Genomic DNA, 16,270 nt, shown 5'->3' with positions numbered 1-16,270 from the left:
TCCTAGCAATGACGCTTTTAGAGAAGATCTCCGACATGTTTAGATTAGCAGCGTTCTACACTAATCACAGCGTCTTTGTCTTTACCCCCATATTACCGCAACGGGATTGGCTCTACCGCGATATAAATCCCACACATTCGGCAAATAAGCTTTAAAAATCAGATCCAATACTTTGATAATTTACGATTTTACGGCCAATTTACTGAGAAATATTTCAGCACTAAAAGGTTTCTGCATGAAATGTACCTCAGGGAATAATGCTAACTCAGGAATATCATCGCTATCATTAGCTGAAAGTAAAAAGAAGCGACAGTGATGCTCAATCTGGGTATCACTGGCAAGGTTTTGTAATGTTTGTTGCATCTGTTTGATAAGTTGCAAGCCATTCATATCTTGTAAACGGTAATCCACAATAACAATATGTGGCAATGAGTGAATCAACATCTTAAGTGCTTGCGCTGCGTTATCAACACTGAAGGTTTGAAAATGATAGTGCTCTAGCATGGCTTTGCAAATCTCAAGGTTAAACAGATTATCATCTATGATTAACACTTTTTGTTGATCATATTGAATCGTTAATCGTTCTTTCACCTCGGTAAGTTGGCAGGGAAAATGTAACAGCACTGTGGTGCCTTTGCCCTTTTGACTGCGCAACATAAACTTACCGCCAACCTGCTCAAGCAATCGATTACAAGTATAGAGTCCTAATCCCATGCCCGATGTTGTTGTATATGAGTTAGATGCGTGCATAAAGGGATCAACTAAAGCGCGCTGCGCTTCCTTTGACATACCCTCGCCAAAATCGCGGATCAGTACCCTAAGCATAGGACTATGGTCTTTATGGTTACGTTTAAGACGTAAGTCCATATAACAATGTACTTCGCTACCCGTACTGTATTTAAAGGCATTATTGATAATGTTAGTCATGAGTTGGAATAACTTAGTCCCATCGAGCTCGATAAACTTCGGCAGAGACTCATTCACGACAACCTGTAAACGTTTACCCGATGTCGCACTAAAAGCACGATAGTAATCCTCAATATTGCTCAGATATTCGTGTAAATTGACTAAATGCCGATTCAATTTTAACTGCCCAGCTTCAGCCTTACTGTAATTCAAAGTATTTTCGGCAACCGAGTAAAGTAAGTTAGCTGACCAGGTCATTTTATCGATAATTTCGTCCAGTTTTTGCGGTTGTGAACGCGCTTTTTTTAACATGCGACTGTAGCCAAGAATGGCATTGATAGGAGTGCGGATCTCATGATTTATGCTGGAAAGCACTGCTAATCTAGATCGATTATCGAGCTTAATCTGCTCTACAATATGCTGATTTTTAGACTTAAAGTACAAAAGAAAAGACAGAGTAATACCAAGAGAAGCTATCAGTAAGATAATCACGATTAGCTCGACAACCTCTTTTTGTGGCACTTGATATTCTATGCGTAAATTCACACGGGTTTGGTATCCAGGAATATCCAAAGTTCGGCTATCTGAGTAGCTAAACATTGAAAATATGCCTGTGGAAAACTCATGGTTACAGGATGAACTTTGCAATAACGATTGTTCAAATTGATAGCTAATACATACACCCTGCTCCTGCTCAATCCGCGCTAATATCCGCTGATGAGAAATGGCATAGACTAAATAAAGCGTATTAGGCCCATCGATATTAACAACCGCTAACGTGTAATCGGCAAGGCTAGCCTGAAGTTCCCCTTTACTATTCTTGACTAATTTAAGTGGCTTAAGTTCTGGCGCCATTGTCTGATCAGAGATATAGGCCAGTTCAAGTTCGGGGGTCAGTGTAAAAGCGACAGCAGATTTGATCTTCAGTAAGTCCTTAGCAAAAACCTCAAATTCCTGTGACGTTACCTCACTCGAAGCATAAAAAAACGATTTTAGCGCATCCAACATAATTTCATGTTGTAAGAACATATCCCGTGAAGAAGTAAAAACCGCTTCTGCTTTTTTATTGTAAATGGAGTCAAATTCATAACGTGAGTGGGACAAGGTTAACCACAGCACCAACAGAGTGACCCATAAGCCACTGAACATATTGATACAAGCGCTATATTTAAAGCTCATTAGCGCAATCCATTACGGCCTTTAGCAAGCTGCATAACTGATATTCAAACTGCTCTCGCTCGCAAACATCCATGACAGACAGCATATCTTTAAGCTGCAAGTAGCGCGCAATACCCGTAAATTGATGTTTCAGCCCTTCGATATTGTCAGAAGATTCATATTGTTCTAGCTCAAGTCGCATTCGCTGTAATTCAGCAATCAGTGTCAATCGCAGTCGCGATTGCTGTTCTTGGCTGTATTGCTCAAAGAATACAGATAAGGCCTTGGGTAACTCAGTATTAGCATTCATACATTAGGCACTCCTATTATATTGAGCAATCCAATCAATAAGATAACGACCTTCAATCGGGGGGCTGTACAAATAACCTTGGGCAACATCACATCCCAACTCAGAGAGAATTAACTCTATTGCACTTGTCTCAACGCCTTCTGCAACCACCTTTACGTGCATCTTCTGCGCAAGCGCGATGGTGGATTCTACGATGAGATAATGTTGGTGATTGATATCCATATCGGAGACAAAACTTTTATCAATTTTGATCTCTTTAAAGGGAATGGCATCAAGACGATCATAGGTAGAATAACTTTTACCGAAATCATCGAGGGAAATATCAATATTATTGATGATCAGCCGTGCAATTGAGTTAAGTACTCTATCTTGGTTAATGATTTCCTGTGATTCGGTGAGCTCTAAAATCAAATGGATTTGTTTATACTCACGACCACATTCGATGATGTACTCAATGAGTTCATCACAAGTCAAATCATCTGCGGTAATGTTAATCGACAGGGCAAACGCCATTAATAACGGTTGGCGCGACCAACATTGCAATGCTTGGGAAATAACCATCCGCGAAAACAAGCTATTTAGCCCCTGCTGATTCACCAATGGCAAAAAAACGTCGGGATAAATATAGCCATTGGATTGATCGCAAAGCCGCGAAAGCACTTCAAAACCGATGATCTCCTTTGTTTTAAGGTTAATCTTAGGTTGATAACACAAAATTAATTGTTCATTTTTGAGCAATTGCCGCACATTGATATTCGCCGCCATGTCTTGCACGATAGACTCATCTTGATGGGCACGGTTTCTATCGTCGGAGGCGTCTAGCAATGGCGTTAAAATGTCATTCACATTGATAGGTTTAGCAAATACGCCAAGCAAGTTGAGTTTCAAACCCGTGATAATGCTATCCACCAGTTCTAAAGTCCGTTTATCCGAGGAGCTTATCACCGCAATCGGAATGGCAGTAAATCGGGGCTCGGAGGCCAACATATTAATCACCGCAATACCGTCACCTTGATCCATTTTTAAATCTAAAATGACTAAATCAAGTTTTGCTTCTACAGCTAAGATCAGTTCAATTCCTTGATTACCATTACTGGCTTCATAGATCTCCACATTGTCCTCTGCTAAGTACTTATGGATATCAGCTTTCATGGTTTCTCTAATAAAGCGTTGATCATCTATGATGAGAATATTCATATATTGGTCTCTAACTGCATAAAGAAAATGGGATCGATCGTCTGGGATTTGGATGTAGGGATAACAGAAAGCTTAAGTAAATTACGATTCGCCATGACTTCTGTGCGACTGGAGAAAAACGAATAGTTTTTGACTGGTTTGAAGCCGCCTTCTATCGTTCTTACTTTAAATATGGGCAACTTAAATTGCGTCAATTTTCGTTTTAGTGACTCATCACAGATATTAAAACTCAAAAACTTAAGTGAGCGACTCGTGGCCAATTCATTGAGATAAACAGACATCATATAATTTTCAATATAAGGCGTTACACCAAAGGAGGAGAACACCATTAAGGTATCTGGCAAAGCTTGACTGTTATGGTTAATGACCTCAAACAAGTCCACCTCATCATTCATAAATTCGAGGGCAATTTTGCCTTGAGTGCGGCAGAATAGACTGTGTCCAATGATTTGATCCCCAAAGCTAAAAGCCACCACCAATGAGAGTCCACGAAAAAATGGTTGAGATAACTTACGGCTCACAAAGGATAAACGCGGGTTACTTTCATAAACCAAACTAAGTTGCAGCAGGGTCATAAAGTTTTGATGGTGGCTTTCGATAAACTCGACACGATAAGGAGTATTACGGTAGTACGGATGATCACTGCGTTCTATGGTCGATTCAAAAAGGTTAATTAACGCTAAACCTTCGTTGATGAATTTCTTATCCTCCCGATAAATATCAAACAGTTCAGAGCCAAATATTTCAACGATTTCAGACTGTTTAGCTAGGGATGGAATGTTAACGCCCCGCTCCCAACGGCTAATAGTGATGGAATCTAACATATCGAACAGGCAGCTTTTTTGCCTGAGCAGACTACATAAATCTTCTTGAGATAAATTATTCTCAGTTCTGGTGTGTTTTAAGAAATTGGAGAATGTCTGTGCACTTGTTTTGCTTTGATAGGAGATAGGTGTACAAATCATATCGCGTTCCATCTGAATTTTTTATTTTATCTAGCAGCTCCATATACGTCTTATGGTCGATGTCATCTACTGGCTCTGGATGTCTAAATGTAAAAGTAATCCAAATGCGTTGAAGTTTCTCGATGAAATAAAGTCCAGTGATTTTTTCGTCACTCATCACTCAGTTCCTCCATCTCAGCCTTTTATTCACCACGTTTTTTGCAATAGGAAAACGAGTATAAATGCCATTGTTTATCTGAGACCATGGCACAGTCAAAAAAGCGATGGAAAAAAGTGTCTAGTTATTCGTTCGGTTAAATCATTGCATAATAGATAAAACTGCAATCAACAGACCCTCCTATAAAACCGCATAAAATATAAGATTCACCAGCAATGGCCATAAAACGCCAAATTGATTGTTTATGCGCTAAATATTCAAAATATGGGATATAACCTCGGGATTTTTCTCACTTATCTACGTTTTTTATGCATGGTTATTCGTGTTTGGAATAGGCAAACAGCGACAGTATCAGCTTAGAGATATAAGTAGGATAGTTTTTAATGGCTTATGGCTTAAGCAAGCCAGCTGCGAAAATAAGTGGGTAATGGGCCAGTCCAGCGTTTAAAGGAACGCCTATAATCACTGGCGTCGCTGAAGAATAAAGAAGTGGTAATACTGTGGGCATCTTGCGCAGGTGTCGCTAAGTCATAGCGTGCTTTGATTAAACGGGTCTCATCAGCAAATATCGGCAAGTTGGCCAAAGTTTAAATCCATCTCGGCCAAACACCTTTTAAGGTGGTTGGGCTCATTATCAGTTTTTCAGCTATGTCAGGCAAACTTAAGTTATCCCGCATTAGACACAAAAGAATACCAGCCGCTAAGCCTAACCGCAGTTCGCATATAGTAGTGATTGAAATATCCCTTGGCGCTGAATGACGGCAGCGCCGAAACCTATGGTTTGGCCGTTACGCATCTGCAAGTCGGCAGCGGCGTTTGGCAACAGGGAATGCTGGTGGAGCAAGACGGCTAAAACTACTTACCCAATGATAATCAAACATTTAAATGGTTACCTTGGAGCTGTATCGTCAAACATCTTGACGTTAACTCTGGACATTTAAGCGACGAAGATGAACAAAAGGCACAAAGTATAAAGCACAGGAGTTAGAGAAGGCGCTGGTATTGGTCGTAAACATGAGCAACCGGCACCATCTGATTGCAAATTGATGAATTAACTGGTTATGCACATGATATGCAAATCTAAAACTATAATCCCCGAAATTTTTCTCACCTCAATGCAATAAAGTGAATAGTTAATCATAAAAAAGAGGTTGGCTGTATTCAACAGCTAACCTCTTCTCTTTAAATCAGGCGATAAATCAGATGTTCTATCATACAACCAGAGCCATGACTTCAAAACGACTCTTACAAAAGCTAACTCATACCTGAGCTAATTTTTACGGGTATACAAATAGCAAGCTGAGGCTAGTCACTGTAAATAACGAATGTAAAACTAACGCCTGTGAAAGCTATGCCCACTCAATTCGGCAGATATGAGATTAGCCGCGTTTAGTGCCCCACGGATCGTTGTCATCCGTCGATGGGCTTGGTCCTGAACGCTCAGCCATTTTTAAATCGTTTCGGGGTTCGCTGCGGCGCTGTGAGTTGCTATTCGATGAACCATATCCAGAGCCGGTGCCACGTCCCCCCGTAGGTTTTTTGCCTGAGCTTTTACCTGAACCATTACCAAAGCTCTTACCTGAGCCATAACCAGAGTTAGGACGTTTATTACCCGCTTCGTACTCGGCGCTGGCTTGTGCCTGCATTTTAGCGATAGATTCTATGGTGAGTTCCATCGGTTTACGCGGGACGATACCCGAGGCAAAACCACGTTCACGTGGCTTAAGATCAAACTGTTCACCGACGGCTTTAGGCATACGCTTGAATCGGTATAGGTAGAAGTTTTCCACTTTCTCCCGCGCCCATTCGGTCTTTTTGAGGAAAATGATACAGGCCTCAATGGTCGGGTTAGTGTTAAAGCAGCCTAGCTTTAATGCCGCGTATAAAATTTTCCAACCATAAAAATCGACTAACTCAGTGATCATTGTCTCGAGTTTAAGGCCGTGTAATGGGTTGTTCTGTTGCTCTTCTATCATGGGAATTCCAAATCCAGCCCAATTGGCTGATTTTAAGGTATTAGTTTACGGTATTGAGTGGTTAAACGAGTGACTTAATTCGCTACAAAACTCGCGACATTTAGGTCTTACAGTCCTACAGCCTTCAAACTGAGCCATTAAATTTTAGCCGTAAAATCTGCTGCTCGACAAAACTGCGGGAATAATAACGGTAAATACGCTAAACGCCTTCTTTTATTTGCGCTAGCAAGGTTTGGCGTCGGCTTAAGTGCAAAGAAATAATACCGCAAGCTGGCAGTTTAGCTCGGCATATCTGCGATATCATGCAAACAGCTAAAAACTCACGCCTTCACCGATCCGCAAATAAACGCAACTGAAACGGCTCGATTTATGGCTACGCATCACATACTAGCTCGCATATTTAGCCCTTAGTCTGTATACTCCGCGACCTTATTATCCCCACTTTACTATTTTGGCTTAGAGTGGGTGAAGCGCATGTTTCATTTTGAGGCTTGTTTGTCACAATCCCCGTTAGCAAATACCTAGGAAAGCTCCTTTGATCTCTACCGCGAACATCACGATGCAGTTTGGCCCTGAGCCATTGTTTGAAAACATTTCAGCGAAATTTGGCAATGGTCACCGCTATGGTTTGATCGGCGCGAATGGCTGTGGCAAATCGACCTTTATGAAGATCCTCAGCGGAGCATTAGCGCCAACCTCTGGCAATGTGTCCATCACGCCCGGCTTAAAAGTCGGTACCCTAAGCCAAGATCAGTTCGCGTTTGAACAATACAGTGTGATCGATGCGGTGATCATGGGGGATGTTGCCCTGTGGAAAGTCAAGCAGGAACGCGATGCCATTTACGCCAATCCGAATATGACTGAAGAAGATGGCATGCGCGTTGGCGATCTTGAAAGTGAATTTGCCGAAATGGATGGTTACAGCGCTGAAAGTCGCGCCGGTGAAATTCTGCTCGAAGCGGGTATTGAAGAATCTTTCCATTACGGTCTAATGCAACAAGTGGCACCGGGCTGGAAATTGCGGGTCTTGTTAGCCCAAGCGCTATTTGCCAACCCAGATATTCTGCTGCTCGACGAACCAACCAACAACTTGGATATCCATACCATTAGCTGGTTAGAAACCGAGTTGAACAAACGTAAATGCACCATGATCATTATTTCCCATGATAGGCACTTCTTAAATGCCGTCTGTACCCACATGGCGGATATCGATTATGGCGAATTGCGCATTTACCCAGGTAACTACGAATACTTCCTCGCACAATCGGCATTACTGCGCGAACAATTATTGTCGGGTAACGCCAAGAAAAGTGCTGAAATCGAAGAGCTGCAAGACTTCGTTAACCGCTTCGGTGCCAACGCATCTAAGGCAAAACAAGCCAGCTCGCGCGCGAAAAAAATGGACAAAATCAAGCTCGATGAAGTCAAATCTTCTAGCCGTATCCACCCTTCTATTCGTTTCGATGCTGGCAAGAAAATGCATCGCCAAGCACTGATCCTCGAAGATTTGGGCCACGGGTTTGATGGTGAGCTGCTATTCGAAGGCGGCGACTTAATCCTCGAAGCCGGTGCAAAATTAGCGATTATCGGCGAAAACGGCGTGGGTAAAACCACTTTCCTACGTTGCTTAGTCAATGATTTAGAACATAATAAAGGCGTGATCAAGTGGTCAGAAAACGCATCAATCGGCTACTGTCCACAAGACAGCAGTGACGAATTTGATAATGACTACACATTAATGGATTGGATGTCACAGTGGCGCCAACCTAAGCACAACGACCTTATGGTACGCGCCATGTTAGGCCGTCTGCTGTTCACTGAAGATGACGCGAACAAGAAAGCGCGTAACTGTTCAGGCGGAGAGAAAAACCGCTTGTTATTCGGTAAGTTAATGATGCAAGACATCAATGTGCTGATCATGGACGAACCGACTAACCACATGGACATGGAAGCCATCGAAGCACTCAATAATGCGTTGAAAGACTTTGAAGGCACTTTGATATTCGTCAGTCATGACCGTGAGTTTGTATCGTCACTCGCAACACGTATCATTGATATTAAAGATAAAAAAGTGATTAACTTCCAAGGCACTTTCGATGAGTACCTTTCAAGCCAAGCTGAAATGGAAGCGAGAAAGAGCGCGTAATGTTATTAGGCTAACTTACGCCGATTAACCGAGCGTTATCGCATTAAAGAGTCGTCATTGGTTATCCTGTGACGACTTTTTGTTGGGCTAAATCTGACTAGTTACTCATTAGCTTATTAATTTTTTTAACCAATATCTCGCGATTTTTAGCCAGTTTAAAAATTGTCGGCAAATGTCGAATGACTATCGGCTCAGACTCGAATACCGCATCGCGATCTTTGGCCTGAATATAATCACGGATCTGAAGCATCATCTGTTTATTAAATGCCCAAAGTGAATGACCTTTAAACTCAAGGGAATAAAATGCGTCATTGGGCCATTCAAGTCGATGTTTCTGTTTTGCCATACACTGATAACAACAAATAAGACCAAGATCTGTACCATCTGTAAAAGCACTGTTTGCCCTATGTTCCCAAGTCGAAGTACCTTGGTATTTTTCTGGCAATTTTTCCCGCCAAGAAGCATCCAATAGCGGAGGGAAAAACTGCACTCCAGGCCATTTATGGGCAAATCTTTGATTAAACAGCTTGATCTCAAACTGCCTACCCTCAAATAAATGCACATCTTTTTTCTCTAAACGAAAAACATGGGCAAAGGTAAAAGTGGCGCAGCCAGCACAATGGGGGCAAGTAACTTCAACTCCGTTTGGCAGGCTAAAAAACTCATAAAATCCTGTCATAGATACGACATTCCAAATGATTTAGAGACTAATTTGGAGCTCATCAATTTTCCAACCACCTTCATTTATCATGCTAATTCTTTGTTTTTCATTCGCCTCCGATGCATTACCACAGAGATCTTTTTGTGCATATTCAAGAACGGCCGTATCCCCTTCTATCACCTGCGACACTAAGGTGAGTGCTTTGCACTTGGCAGCGGCTTTTGAAAATGAAAGATAAGATGCGATCACTTCATCGCGGGACTGCTTCATCTGCTGCATATACTGTGGGAACTTAGACTCAACATCCGCTTGCTTACGTTGGGTATAGTAAGCCTTGTCCTCTTGATAACTCATCCCCTGCTGTACCTTAGCATTGTACTCGTCATAGACTTCGCTCGGCGATTTAGGCGTTGTACAACCTATCAGCACAAGCACAGATATGGGCAGTAAGAAAATCGATTTCATCATCGAACCTCCAAAACTAGACATGTATTATCAATAAATTCCATGGTGCATTCATCTGCTTGTTGTCACTGAACGAGTGCGCCATATATGTCTACCAAATACTCCTTATTCTCTTTGAAATCAATTACCTTTGCAGAAAGTAAACCTTTACTATCAACAGGTAACAAAATCAATGAAGATAAAATGTAATGCCACCAAGATAACATGTAAATAGTTCATTGATTACTTTAGCTTGGCAGCGTTGCTCATTCAATTGCAGCACAGTTGCTTACCTTGGCGAGTACTAAAAATAAGTGCCATAAAACTGTGAGCATGCTCTAAATTGCTGTATTTGACAGGTCATTGTCTAATGCATTAAAAGGCACAAAGGTCTTTTTATCGAGCCAGAGAGGCGAGCGATTTTGTCCTGCTAGCTGATAAGCCCAAGTCGTAATGGCTTCAGAGCGATCACTCTCACAGACAAAATATCGACTGAGTTCAGAGTGTAACGTTTGGCCATGCTGGATAATATTCTGCTCATACCAGTTATCTTTATGGTGCTGAGCGGCAAGATGATCGCGTTTTTGATTATTACAACTGCTATGTGCGAGGACAAAATTATGGCCTAAATCATTAGGATATCGTGCCCAAGGGATAAAATGATCCACTTCGCTTGTTTCTTTTAATGATTTTTGGCAATAGAAGCATTGGCCTTTTTGGATATCAAGCAGTACAGGTCTAGCATGGGTGATCGTCTGTCTGTCGCTACCAAACAGAAACTCACTTAAATTGCCTTTACTGCCTATAATGACCTGATTTGCGGGAAACTCGGCGATTTTTTGTACCCATTGAGTACGAGCCAATGACACCACTAAATCGTGAAATCGCCTGAAGCAAAATGCGATCCCCGGATTCAACTCGATGTAATTTTTCTTTTTATCATGGGGATAAAGAAAACATTCTTCATTACGTGACAAGTTTTGTAAGCGCCATAAGGGGCCATCTTTAAACGTACCGCGCGTTTTACGCAATAAAGCTGGATAACTAAGATGCGCTTTTAACTGGGATAGACTGTTAACACCTTGATGGCGTAGTTCAATCAAACTGTTGATCAAGGCTGATTGCTTTCCACTATTTTGGATCAAGACAAAATACCCATCATTGGCACCAAAAGGCAAAGAGTGTTGCCAGTAAAGTTCAATAAACTTCTCTACCAAATCATCAATACTGATGGCGGTTTTCAGCGCAGGCTCGGCATTGAGTATTAATGGCCGTTCGATACAGATATCGGCGATCGCATGCAGTAAGGCAAATTTGTAAGTTGCAACGAAATCCCCTTCAACTAACAGACGTTGTAAATAGCTAATAAATTCAACTTGTCTTCTCGCATCAATCGGCATTCAGTCGCTCCTGAATAATAACGCTTGCTTCAGGTGCATTTACGTTTGGCATCAGTTTGGGTGTAAAAACTAACGTCTGCCAATGCACTTGTGAGCGACCGAGTTTATCGGTTTCATCTTGGCTCAAATCTAAAAGTCGTAGCTGACAATCTGCAGCAAGTGTGAGCAGTTCATCGGCACTGACTGGGTGCATAACGCGCGCATCGGGGCTTGGGCCATGGCGCAAACTGATGACTAAAAGTCCAGTCGAATTGAGTAAGCGTGAGAGTGTTGCTAGTGCAAGTGGGCGCTCTGAGGGAGATAAATGCATCCACACAGCGCTGAGTAAAATCAGATCAAACTGTTGCGCTAGGCCAACCACTTTTTGCAACTGAGGTAAACCATCCTCAATCCAACGCACGGGTAGATCCCGAGTTAACACCTGCCCCATTTTCGCTAAAACAACCGCAGGTTCGACTGCAATAATTTGTGTCTCTTTGCCCTGTGCTTTTTCGGCTAAATAATACACATCCCGGCCAGAACCAGCTCCTACATCCAATATCGACAATGTATTTTTAGTAAGTAGAGGCAAAAGATGATGCAACCAACTCGAATGCACTTCTTCAAAGGTTTTAGACAAATACTGTGCCGCGAGTATTTCGGCGTGGTTATTATAAAACACTGTGCTCACTGACAACGATCCTTTTGCAACAAGTGATTGTTTTTACAGACGCTAACTTATCACAGTCGTATTTGATAAAAAATACATGTCATCATTATCATGCTGTTTTGCATAAAATATTTAGCATTATACTGTTCGCGATCACTGTGCCGATTTCGGCTATTCGACCCAATATTCTTATCAATGCCTATGCAATCTCAGCATTTCCCCGTCGTTTTTGTCGCAGTGGTTTACACTCTATGAGTGAGTGTAAAGATAAGTGCAATTGATTGAATCTGTTACATGCTTCTCCAGAGCAGTTTCCATTTCAGTGTGGGAGTGAACGGGTTTTAACGTCTTAGCGTAGCGTCTACATAGAGATTAAGACCTAGGGCTCAATTATTTAGGATATCTATTGCCTATGAGTTTTGAAGATTCGTTAGAGCAACTTAAACGACAGTTTTTACATGCACTGCCGGATAAAAAGAAACAAATCATTACCTTGTGGATTTCATTGCGTAAAAATTGGGACGCACACATGCTGTCTGCCGTGTACCGAGAGGTGCATAACTTAAAAGGGTCGAGCGAGACCTTTGGGTTGTCAGATACCAAACACATAGTCGATAAACTGGAGTTGCTGCTTAAGGGGCTGCTCAATGCGCCAGCCCCCGAACTGCCTACTATCAAAGGCTTAGATACCCTCTTCCACCAGTTGTTACAAAACAATATGCGCGGCCAACCGTCGGCGCCGGTAGTGGAGGCGCAAATGCAGCAAAGCCCCTATAAACCATCAAAGGCGCGCCATGAGCACCATATTGCAATCATAGAAGACGATGGTAATGTCGGCGCTATGATCACAAAGCAGCTGCGAGAGTTCGGTTTTAGTGTGCAGCATTTTTTGAATTTCACGAGCTTTCTGGTGGTGCAAAATAAAACGCCCTTCGATCTGATTTTATTAGATTTAATTCTACCAGATTGGACTGAAGAGGCCTTGTTCGAAGCTGCCACTGAGTTTGAGAAGAACAATACCCGAGTATTTGTTTTATCCTCGCGGGGGGATTTTGACATGCGGCTATTGGCCATTCGTGCCAACGTCAGCGAATATTTTGTTAAACCTGCGGAAACCACTTTATTGGTGCGCAAAATCCATCAATCTCTCAAGATGTCAGAGAAACAGCCGCTTAAGGTGTTACTGGTGGATGATCAACAATCTATGGTGGATTACTTTTCAAGCCTATTACGCAGCCATGGTTTGATGGTAAAAGGGTTGTCCAGTGCCGAGCAAGTCTTGCCTGCCCTTGAGCAATTTGAGCCTGATTTGTTTATCTTCGATTTGTACATGCCCGAAGTGAACGGGCTTGAGCTGGCAAAGATGATCCGCCAATTGGATAAATACACCTCGAGCCCAATTCTCGTGTTGAGCTCAGACGATACGATGCAGAATAAGGTCAGCATCATACAAGCGGGATCAGATGACTTAATTTCAAAGCAAACCGCACCGAGTTTATTCGTCGCGCAGGTGATTTCCCGTGCGCAACGGGGTCATGATATTCGCAGTTCGGCTAGTCGCGACAGCTTAACTGGGCTGTTAAATCATACCCAAATTCTGGTGGCGGCGAGACGCTGTTTTAACGTAGCGAAACGGATTAACTCTCAAGTTTGTATCGCTATGTTCGATTTAGATCACTTCAAAAAGGTCAACGATACTTATGGTCATTCCGGTGGTGATAAGGTGTTGTTGGCATTTGCCCACCTGTTACAACAATCCTTACGTCAAACTGACTTTACCGGCCGCTACGGTGGTGAAGAATTTATGTTAGTGCTGCCAGATATGCAAAAACCACTGGCGATTGCCAAGTTGAATGCGATCCGTGAAAGCTTTAGCCATATCGTATTTGTTGAAGATGGCGTCGAATTTAAGGTGACGCTCAGCGGCGGTTTAGCCTTTTCGGATCAATGTGAGGAATTTCAAGATTGTCTGTTACTGGCAGATAAAAACCTTTACGAAGCTAAGCGTTTAGGTAGAAATCAGCTCGTGGTTTCTACGACTGACTAACCCTAAACAGAATGAGCCACTGCAGCGCACAAATCAGTTCGGCGTAATGCTCTTCCTGCGAGACTCACGTTCTATTCGTTACTTTTTAATCCCACTCAGCGTGGGCGGTCACAGTGAGCTTAAATGGTTAATGAGCTTGCTCGGCATCTGCGATAACTCCACTACATAATCTACTGCACGGCACTTTATTGCTTCTCGTGGCATGCCAAATACCACACAACTTTGTTCATCTTGGGCAAATGTAGTGACGCCTTTTTGGTGTAACGCCACCATGCCTTCGGCGCCATCTTTGCCCATACCGGTTAAAATCATCGCGCTCATATTGGGCGCGGCACATTGGGCCAAGGCCGTAAACATCACATCGACCGAAGGTCTGTGGCCACTGACCTTTTCATCTTGGGTTAATTTAACTTTATAACTACCACCCACTTTGATGATCTCAAGGTGATGATCGCCAGGGGCAACATAGGCATAACTGGGTAAGAGTCGTTCCCCATGCTCGGCTTCTTTGACAGTAATCCGTGACTGTCGATTTAAACGTTCCGCAAAAGTGCGGGTAAACCCCGCTGGCATATGTTGGGTGATCACTATCGGCGGCATAGCCGCGGGTAAATGTTGTAATACATAAAGAATGGCTTCTGTACCGCCAGTAGATGCGCCTATCGCGACTAAATGCTGTGTCAGGGTTGTATTGGCCAATATTGGCCGCTTACTTGAAACAGGGCGTACTGGCTCAACAAATTTCTGCGGCTTGATGATTTTGGCTTTCGCGGCAGATTTGATCTTATCTAAAATCAAATCCTGATAATCATGAATACCTTGGGGCGAGTCTAATTTCGGTTTAGGGATAAAATCCACCGCGCCTAAGGCCAAGGCGTTAAATGTCGCATCAGCGCCCTGCTCGGTTAACGATGAAATCATCACTACTGCAGTGGGCCTGGCTTTCATCAAGCGGTCCAAAAATGTTAAACCATCTACTTTGGGCATTTCAATGTCTAAGGTAATCACATCGGGGCGAAATTGATTCACCAGATCCTTGGCCTCATAGGCATCGGCAGCGAGCCCAACCAGAGACAGTTCAGAGTCAGCCTCAATCATTTTACCGAGCAAGCTGCGCATTAGCGCAGAATCGTCAACAACTAACACTTTGATCGTCATAACTTAATCACCAAATAGTTCAACGTCACCGCCCGAAGGTAAATTACGAACCCGTAAACGATACTCACTTTCCCTGTCAAGAATTGTGCTGTTATGCATGGATTTAATTTTACGGACTTTCACTTTTCCCGTATGGGGAAAAAAATATACTTTGCGCGGATACACATCGAGTAAATCGGCAGCAACGATAGGGATATTTTCAAGATTGAGATATTCAATCACAAACTCAGCATTACGCTCACCTATGTTGTGCACAGTAAAACTGCGTAACATATTACCGCCCCCAAACACCTTAGCTTCGAGTGAGTTGCGCTGTGCGCCAAGCTTGAGTAAGTCGTTGATTAACAACTCCATGGCATACACGCCGTAACGGGCAGAATCGGCGAGCACCCCAGTACAATTGCTATTGTCACTTGGCAATAAAAAGTGATTCATTCCGCCAATTTTGAGCTTAGGATCATACAAGCACACTGAGACGCAGGAGCCTAACACTGTCACTATCATGGTATTTTCACGGGTGGCAAAATATTCGCCGGGTAATATTTTTACCGCATCGCAACCAAAATGATGATCGTGATAGCGATTCGGCTCTGCAATAGCATATTCGATATTAGGTTTTAGCACTCATGAGCCCCTTCACTGGCCGATAGGTTGTTTGACCAACGGCAGTGATGATTTGCGGGAACATATTAAAATTTTCCGAATGTCCCGCAATATAAAGCCCATCCTCGCTAAGGGAGTTCATCATGTGTTTTAATATGACTTCCTGCGTTTCTTTATCGAAATAAATCATTACATTACGGCAAAAAATCACATCGATTGGCGTTTTTAGCGGCCAAAAAGAATCGAGTAAATTGATGCGGGTAAACTTGAGCATCTGCTTTAATTCGGGCACAACGCGCACATTACCCAACTGTGAACCCCTTCCACGGTGAAAAAACCGTTTCTTGCGAATATCGCTGACAGTATCGATACGCTCTAAAGGATAAATGCCCATTTCAGCCTTTTTAAGTACCCCGCTGTCGATATCGGAAGCAATGATCTCGATAGGCGTTTTAAAACTGTTGAAATGTTCAGCGACGACAATCGCAATCGA

General features: G+C 42.7%; 15 protein-coding genes. 2 read left to right on the top strand and 13 right to left on the bottom strand.

Going from position 1 to position 16,270, the window contains the following annotated elements; genetic code table 11:
* Nucleotides 1–180: 180 nt before the first annotated feature.
* The 6 genes from ACHA99_RS18035 to ACHA99_RS18010 all read right to left on the bottom strand — a co-directional run bounded on the left by ACHA99_RS18035 (nucleotide 181) and on the right by ACHA99_RS18010 (nucleotide 6,669).
* On the bottom strand, nucleotides 181–2,085 hold the full coding sequence (locus ACHA99_RS18035) for an ATP-binding protein (protein ID WP_393944227.1): 1,905 nt from the start codon (nucleotides 2,083–2,085) through the stop codon (nucleotides 181–183).
* Nucleotides 2,075–2,374: a hypothetical protein gene (locus tag ACHA99_RS18030; protein ID WP_393944225.1), complete on the bottom strand. Its 300-nt coding sequence runs from the start codon at nucleotides 2,372–2,374 to the stop codon at nucleotides 2,075–2,077. Before ACHA99_RS18030 ends, ACHA99_RS18035 begins: the two co-directional genes overlap by 11 nt.
* A 3-nt stretch (nucleotides 2,375–2,377) precedes the next feature.
* Entirely contained in the window at nucleotides 2,378–3,571 is a 1,194-nt protein-coding gene (locus tag ACHA99_RS18025) for an EAL domain-containing response regulator (RefSeq protein ID WP_173496905.1), read from the bottom strand.
* Nucleotides 3,568–4,536, bottom strand: coding sequence for a helix-turn-helix transcriptional regulator (locus ACHA99_RS18020; RefSeq protein ID WP_263202499.1), 969 nt, complete (start codon nucleotides 4,534–4,536; stop codon nucleotides 3,568–3,570). Before ACHA99_RS18020 ends, ACHA99_RS18025 begins: the two co-directional genes overlap by 4 nt.
* Nucleotides 4,537–5,088: 552 nt before the next feature.
* Nucleotides 5,089–5,277 carry a hypothetical protein gene (locus ACHA99_RS18015; RefSeq protein WP_249195761.1) on the bottom strand — a complete coding sequence of 63 codons (189 nt, stop codon included), beginning with the start codon at nucleotides 5,275–5,277 and terminating at the stop codon, nucleotides 5,089–5,091.
* Nucleotides 5,278–6,072: 795 nt separating this feature from the next.
* Nucleotides 6,073–6,669 carry a VF530 family DNA-binding protein gene (locus ACHA99_RS18010; RefSeq protein WP_393944222.1) on the bottom strand — a complete coding sequence of 199 codons (597 nt, stop codon included), beginning with the start codon at nucleotides 6,667–6,669 and terminating at the stop codon, nucleotides 6,073–6,075.
* Between the two features lie 535 nt (nucleotides 6,670–7,204).
* On the opposite strand from ACHA99_RS18010, the gene ACHA99_RS18005 reads away from it, so the two are divergent.
* Complete coding sequence (locus tag ACHA99_RS18005; RefSeq protein WP_393944220.1) at nucleotides 7,205–8,815, top strand: ABC-F family ATPase; 1,611 nt, start codon at nucleotides 7,205–7,207, stop codon at nucleotides 8,813–8,815.
* A gap of 97 nt (nucleotides 8,816–8,912) precedes the next feature.
* Here ACHA99_RS18005 and ACHA99_RS18000 read toward each other — a convergent pair whose 3' ends face one another.
* The 4 genes from ACHA99_RS18000 to ACHA99_RS17985 form a co-directional block, all read right to left on the bottom strand.
* Nucleotides 8,913–9,494, bottom strand: coding sequence for a hypothetical protein (locus ACHA99_RS18000; protein ID WP_393944218.1), 582 nt, complete (start codon nucleotides 9,492–9,494; stop codon nucleotides 8,913–8,915).
* Nucleotides 9,495–9,515: 21 nt separating this feature from the next.
* The gene (locus ACHA99_RS17995) at nucleotides 9,516–9,944 is read right to left on the bottom strand and encodes a hypothetical protein (protein ID WP_219250807.1); all 429 of its coding nucleotides are present in this window, start codon (nucleotides 9,942–9,944) and stop codon (nucleotides 9,516–9,518) included.
* Nucleotides 9,945–10,258: 314 nt separating this feature from the next.
* Nucleotides 10,259–11,320 (bottom strand): HNH endonuclease, encoded by a 1,062-nt coding sequence (locus tag ACHA99_RS17990; RefSeq protein WP_393944216.1) that lies wholly within the window; start codon nucleotides 11,318–11,320, stop codon nucleotides 10,259–10,261.
* Complete coding sequence (locus ACHA99_RS17985; RefSeq protein WP_393944214.1) at nucleotides 11,310–11,990, bottom strand: class I SAM-dependent methyltransferase; 681 nt, start codon at nucleotides 11,988–11,990, stop codon at nucleotides 11,310–11,312. Before ACHA99_RS17985 ends, ACHA99_RS17990 begins: the two co-directional genes overlap by 11 nt.
* A gap of 391 nt (nucleotides 11,991–12,381) precedes the next feature.
* Between ACHA99_RS17985 and ACHA99_RS17980 the strand changes: the two genes are divergently transcribed.
* Entirely contained in the window at nucleotides 12,382–14,016 is a 1,635-nt protein-coding gene (locus ACHA99_RS17980) for a diguanylate cyclase (protein ID WP_028759909.1), read from the top strand.
* Between the two features lie 108 nt (nucleotides 14,017–14,124).
* Here the strand turns inward: ACHA99_RS17980 and ACHA99_RS17975 are convergent, their stop codons facing one another.
* From ACHA99_RS17975 to ACHA99_RS17965, 3 genes are all read right to left on the bottom strand, one after another.
* Nucleotides 14,125–15,174: a chemotaxis response regulator protein-glutamate methylesterase gene (locus tag ACHA99_RS17975; RefSeq protein ID WP_263148274.1), complete on the bottom strand. Its 1,050-nt coding sequence runs from the start codon at nucleotides 15,172–15,174 to the stop codon at nucleotides 14,125–14,127.
* Between the two features lie 3 nt (nucleotides 15,175–15,177).
* Complete coding sequence (cheD, locus tag ACHA99_RS17970; RefSeq protein ID WP_393944212.1) at nucleotides 15,178–15,798, bottom strand: chemoreceptor glutamine deamidase CheD; 621 nt, start codon at nucleotides 15,796–15,798, stop codon at nucleotides 15,178–15,180.
* Nucleotides 15,785–16,270: CheR family methyltransferase (locus ACHA99_RS17965; protein WP_393944210.1), on the bottom strand; the 486-nt coding region annotated here is incomplete at its 5' end. The genes cheD and ACHA99_RS17965, both read right to left, overlap by 14 nt.

This window comes from Shewanella sp. S23-S33 (assembly GCF_043359565.1).
GTDB classification, from domain to species: domain Bacteria; phylum Pseudomonadota; class Gammaproteobacteria; order Enterobacterales; family Shewanellaceae; genus Shewanella; species Shewanella oncorhynchi.
The sequence above is the reverse complement of the archived record's forward strand: the minus strand, read 5'-3'. Positions and strand labels throughout refer to the sequence as shown.

Excerpts from the sequence above, each read along its gene's own strand:
- ACHA99_RS18035 (WP_393944227.1), bottom strand. The coding sequence starts at position 2,085 with ATGAGCTTTAAATATAGCGCTTGTATCAATATGTTCAGTGGCTTATGG.
- ACHA99_RS18030 (WP_393944225.1), bottom strand. The coding sequence starts at position 2,374 with ATGAATGCTAATACTGAGTTACCCAAGGCCTTATCTGTATTCTTTGAG.
- ACHA99_RS18025 (WP_173496905.1), bottom strand. The coding sequence starts at position 3,571 with ATGAATATTCTCATCATAGATGATCAACGCTTTATTAGAGAAACCATG.
- ACHA99_RS18020 (WP_263202499.1), bottom strand. The coding sequence starts at position 4,536 with ATGATTTGTACACCTATCTCCTATCAAAGCAAAACAAGTGCACAGACA.
- ACHA99_RS18010 (WP_393944222.1), bottom strand. The coding sequence starts at position 6,669 with ATGATAGAAGAGCAACAGAACAACCCATTACACGGCCTTAAACTCGAG.
- ACHA99_RS18000 (WP_393944218.1), bottom strand. The coding sequence starts at position 9,494 with ATGACAGGATTTTATGAGTTTTTTAGCCTGCCAAACGGAGTTGAAGTT.
- ACHA99_RS17995 (WP_219250807.1), bottom strand. The coding sequence starts at position 9,944 with ATGATGAAATCGATTTTCTTACTGCCCATATCTGTGCTTGTGCTGATA.
- ACHA99_RS17990 (WP_393944216.1), bottom strand. The coding sequence starts at position 11,320 with ATGCCGATTGATGCGAGAAGACAAGTTGAATTTATTAGCTATTTACAA.
- ACHA99_RS17980 (WP_028759909.1), top strand. The coding sequence starts at position 12,382 with ATGAGTTTTGAAGATTCGTTAGAGCAACTTAAACGACAGTTTTTACAT.
- ACHA99_RS17975 (WP_263148274.1), bottom strand. The coding sequence starts at position 15,174 with ATGACGATCAAAGTGTTAGTTGTTGACGATTCTGCGCTAATGCGCAGC.